Origin of the sequence: Mucilaginibacter sp. (assembly GCF_039207105.1) — a bacterium.
Taxonomy (GTDB): domain Bacteria; phylum Bacteroidota; class Bacteroidia; order Sphingobacteriales; family Sphingobacteriaceae; genus Mucilaginibacter.
In genome coordinates this window covers 1-4014 of the sequence record NZ_JBCECK010000100.1, presented here as the reverse complement: position 1 = coordinate 4014, position 4014 = coordinate 1, and the positions used below count along the sequence as shown (strand labels likewise).

Sequence of the window (4014 nt, the reverse complement as noted above, 5' to 3'; positions counted from 1 at the left end):
GACCAGAGAAAGCGAAGTCACCATTACCTAATTCTCTTTTAGGACCAGAGAAAGCAAAATCACCGTTACCTAATTCTCTTTTCGGACCAGAGAAAGCGAAGTCACCGTTACCTAATTCTCTTTTCGGACCAGAGAAAGCGAAGTCACCATTACCTAATTCTCTTTTAGGACCGGAAGCGAAGTCACCATTACCTAATTCTCTTTTCGGACCAGAAGCGAAGTCACCATTACCTAATTCTCTTTTTGGACCAGAGAAAGCAAAGTCACCGTTACCTAATTCTCTTTTCGGACCAGAAGCAAAGTCACCGTTACCTAATTCTCTTTTAGGACCAGAAGCAAAGTCGCCGTTACCTAATTCTCTTTTAGGACCAGAGAAAGCAAAGTCACCGTTACCTAATTCTCTTTTAGGACCAGAAGCAAAGTCACCGTTACCTAATTCTCTTTTAGGACCAGAGAAAGCGAAGTCACCATTACCTAATTCTCTTTTAGGACCAGAAGCGAAATCACCGTTACCTAATTCTCTTTTCGGGCCAGAAGCGAAGTCACCATTACCTAATTCTCTTTTTGGACCAGAAGCGAAGTCACCGTTGCCTAATTCTCTTTTTGGACCAGAAGCGAAGTCACCGTTACCTAATTCTCTTTTTGGACCAGAAGCGAAGTCACCGTTACCTAATTCTCTTTTCGGACCAGAAGCAAAATCACCATTACCTAATTCTCTTTTCGGACCAGAAGCAAAGTCACCGTTGCCTAATTCTCTTTTTGGACCAGATGCAAAATCACCATTACCTAATTCTCTTTTTGGACCAGAAGCGAAGTCACCGTTACCTAACTCTCTTTTTGGACCAGATGCGAAATCACCGTTTCCTAATTCTCTTTTTGGACCAGAAGCGAAGTCACCATTACCTAATTCTCTTTTCGGACCAGATGCAAAATCACCATTACCTAATTCTCTTTTTGGACCGGAAGCGAAGTCGCCGTTTCCTAATTCTCTTTTTGGACCAGAAGCATTTGTAGTGCTTTTGCTGCCATCAGTTGTTGATGCATTTGAAATGTTAACTACTGAAGTTAAGAAAGTGCTTAGGGCTAAGGCTGCTATAATGGTTGACTTTTTCATGATGTTTTTTTTAAATTAGTGTAGGGGGGATAAATATTTTTGTTGTTGTTAATTGTTGTTATTTGTTTAATCGGCGTTACCTAAATCTCTTTTGGGACCAAATAGCGTAAAATTGATTCCGCTCATATTGGTTTTTACAGTTTCTTTTTGATCGTGTATTGCTACAGCGCTTAAGCCGGCAATTGCTATAATGATCAGTTTTTTCATGTTCCCTTGGTTGATTTAAGTGTTTGTGTATTTGATCATGCGTTAGGATCAGTCTGCGCTGCCCAGATCTCTTTTAAATCCATTGGCAAATGAATGCACCCATGCAAATTCTGTCCTGGTGGTTTCTTGTTTGCAAGAAGAAAGGATGCCTGTAAAAATTAAGGCCAGGATAAAAAGGATCGTTTTTTTCATGATCGTATAGTTTAATTAGGGGGGTAATGCTTTATTTATGATCTGCAAAGCTTAGTCGGCGCTGCCCAGATCTCTTTTAAATGCCGCTGATGTTTTACCAAAAGTTACAGTTGGGATGATATCCTGAGTGCTTTTTGATGATGTTGATAAAACTCCGGTGCTTACTATAAGCAGGGCGAGCAGAATAGTTCTTTTCATGCTGGTTAATATTTATATTGATATTCTATTCAATTAACTATTGTTTAATAATAACATAACTAATGTTCAATAATGCAGAGAGACCGTAGTTTTTACCCTGTATATAAAATTTATTAAGTATGTTTATTGCTGTTTTATATTGATTTTCAATGCGATAATTAGCTGATACCTGGAAAAATATTTTACTTTTTCTTGATAATAATTCATATTGTTCGCTGAAACAAAATGTTAGTTTTAAGCGTAGTCATCTTATTGTATAAATCAATCATTTTTATATATTTTTTACGTTTTTAATTGATCAGATAGTATAATAATTACATATGGCCATTTTGCATATTTTTATGCTGCTTAATTGCATCATAAACGGCCTTTTCTATGCCTGTAAAATACTATCAAAATCATAATAATACTTCACTAAACTATTGTGTATCAATTATTTAACGAAGCAAATATAAATATGTTTTTTGATATATGCGAAAAAAAAAATAAAATAATTTTCAACACGCTTTTTCTGATAGTAATTAGATATATTACAGCATAATTCATAACTTTCACAATAAAATGAACGTAATAGTGCTCTGATGAGAAAAACCTATACATTTCTGTTGATCTTTTTTATATCACTCACTGTATATGGAAGGGGTTTTGACGATGTATCGGTAAATGACACCAATGCTGTAATAACTTTAAATAAACTGGCTTTTGCCAACCGCTTAATAGACCCGGAACAAACCGTTACCGATGCTACCAAAGCTTTGACGCTGGCCAAAAAATTAAATTATTATAATGGTATAGGTGAAGCTTATCGTGTTTTGGGTATAGGAAGGTATTACCTTGATCAGCCGGAGAAATCTTTTGAAAATTACTTAATTGGCGTTACTTACTTTGTAAAGGCCAATAACCTGGCAGGTGAGGCCAAGGTATATAATAATATGGGTATTTTGTTCAGGGATCATGATTACAACCGCTCTCTGGATTACCTGAACAAATCATTGGCCATAGCTCAAAAAGTGAATGACAGGCGACTGATAGCTTCGCTGGGGTTAAATCTGGGTAACGTTTATACCCGTAAAAACAGCTTTCAGCAGGCATTGAGGTTTTACGATCAAAGCACCAGCGTTTTTGAATCACTTAAAGATTCTGTAAACCTTGTTCAGTGTTTCCTGAATAAAGGTTTTGTTTATTTTAAGCTTAATCAATATGATAAGGCATTGATTTTTTTATTGCAGGCTCATGATTCGGCAAAGCGCCTTGATCTTAATGAAAGCGTTGCGAGTATAAATCTTACGCTTGCTACATTATATATGAACCAAAGGAAATATAATGAAGCCGAAGAGGTAGTTAAGGAAGGCATGGCTTATACTATACTGGTTAAAGATCCTAAGTTGGACTATGATTATAAGCATACCAGTTATGAACTGGAATTTAACCGGAAAAATTACGAGCGTGCGCTATTTTACTTAAGGGAGATATACAAAGTTGACAGCACCACCTATAAAACAAATACATCTGTGCAGATGAAGCTTATTGAAGCTAAGCACCGTCAGGAAGAGCAGATAAAGGAAAATGAGCGTGTGGCCGAAAGGCAGGCTTATGACCGGTCAAGGTTTTGGGCAGCCTGTACCGTAGCTGGCCTGCTGCTGGTTGTTATTGGCTTATTGTTTGGCAATGTGAAACGCAAGGCAAAAACCAATGCCCAGCTTACCATGCTTAACGAGGAGGTGTTAAGGCAAAAAGATAATCTGGATCGTATTAACCATCATCTGGAAGAGATTATAGATGAACGGACAAAGGATCTACAGATTAAAAACAAAAAGCTGTCAGAGCATTCATCTTATCTTTCGCACCAAATCAGGGGGCCTATCGCTACCTTGCGCGGGCTAATTAATCTGGAAAAAGAAGGTTTGGTTGATCAGCAGGAATGTATCAATATGATGGATAGGTGTGTATCCGAAATTGATGAAAAGATCATTGAAATGAGCGATATGCTGCATAATCCCCACCAAAGCAGCAATAGCTGATCAATTAAAATTTACAACACTAATAAAGACTAAACGCCCTGGGTAACGTTGAATGTATCTGGGCCTCAATAAGCCCAAGGTAAATGCAATACCAGGATATCATTTGCAGTATAAGCAGCTGGCGGTGTTTGTTATAGCCTTCGGTTTCAAAGGCAAGGGTTTCATCACCGGCAGTAACAAAAAATCTTACCTCACCCTGGCGGGGTTTAAACCTTGATTGTACAAGATCAAATGCCTTAACCTTAAGTTTGCTCTTAGGGTCATGGATGGTACCATCTTTCA

Annotated in this window: 6 protein-coding genes; 1 reads left to right on the top strand and 5 read right to left on the bottom strand. The window is 37.6% G+C overall.

Annotated elements, in window-relative coordinates:
- The 4 genes from AAGC65_RS17795 to AAGC65_RS17780 all read right to left on the bottom strand — a co-directional run.
- Positions 1–1114 (bottom strand): hypothetical protein (locus tag AAGC65_RS17795; RefSeq protein WP_343113811.1); only part of this gene is annotated, 1114 nt, incomplete at its 3' end.
- Positions 1115–1180: 66 nt separating this feature from the next.
- Positions 1181–1321 carry a hypothetical protein gene (locus tag AAGC65_RS17790; protein ID WP_343113810.1) on the bottom strand — a complete coding sequence of 47 codons (141 nt, stop codon included), beginning with the start codon at positions 1319–1321 and terminating at the stop codon, positions 1181–1183.
- Between the two features lie 48 nt (positions 1322–1369).
- Positions 1370–1513 carry a hypothetical protein gene (locus AAGC65_RS17785; RefSeq protein ID WP_343113809.1) on the bottom strand — a complete coding sequence of 48 codons (144 nt, stop codon included), beginning with the start codon at positions 1511–1513 and terminating at the stop codon, positions 1370–1372.
- 51 nt (positions 1514–1564) lie between these two features.
- Positions 1565–1711, bottom strand: a complete 147-nt coding sequence (locus AAGC65_RS17780; RefSeq protein WP_343113808.1) for a hypothetical protein — start codon at positions 1709–1711, stop codon at positions 1565–1567.
- A 581-nt stretch (positions 1712–2292) separates the two neighbouring features.
- Here AAGC65_RS17780 and AAGC65_RS17775 point away from each other — a divergent pair.
- Positions 2293–3732, top strand: coding sequence for a tetratricopeptide repeat protein (locus AAGC65_RS17775; RefSeq protein ID WP_343113807.1), 1440 nt, complete (start codon positions 2293–2295; stop codon positions 3730–3732).
- 19 nt (positions 3733–3751) lie between these two features.
- On the opposite strand, the gene AAGC65_RS17770 is transcribed toward AAGC65_RS17775, so the two are convergent.
- Positions 3752–4014, bottom strand: a 263-nt coding sequence (locus AAGC65_RS17770; RefSeq protein WP_343113806.1) for a hypothetical protein, incomplete at its 5' end; no start/stop codon positions are given.

What these genes read in the sequence shown, in the direction of transcription:
- AAGC65_RS17780 (WP_343113808.1), bottom strand. Translation starts at nt 1,711, where the DNA reads ATGAAAAGAACTATTCTGCTCGCCCTGCTTATAGTAAGCACCGGAGTT.
- AAGC65_RS17790 (WP_343113810.1), bottom strand. Translation starts at nt 1,321, where the DNA reads ATGAAAAAACTGATCATTATAGCAATTGCCGGCTTAAGCGCTGTAGCA.
- AAGC65_RS17775 (WP_343113807.1), top strand. Translation starts at nt 2,293, where the DNA reads ATGAGAAAAACCTATACATTTCTGTTGATCTTTTTTATATCACTCACT.
- AAGC65_RS17785 (WP_343113809.1), bottom strand. Translation starts at nt 1,513, where the DNA reads ATGAAAAAAACGATCCTTTTTATCCTGGCCTTAATTTTTACAGGCATC.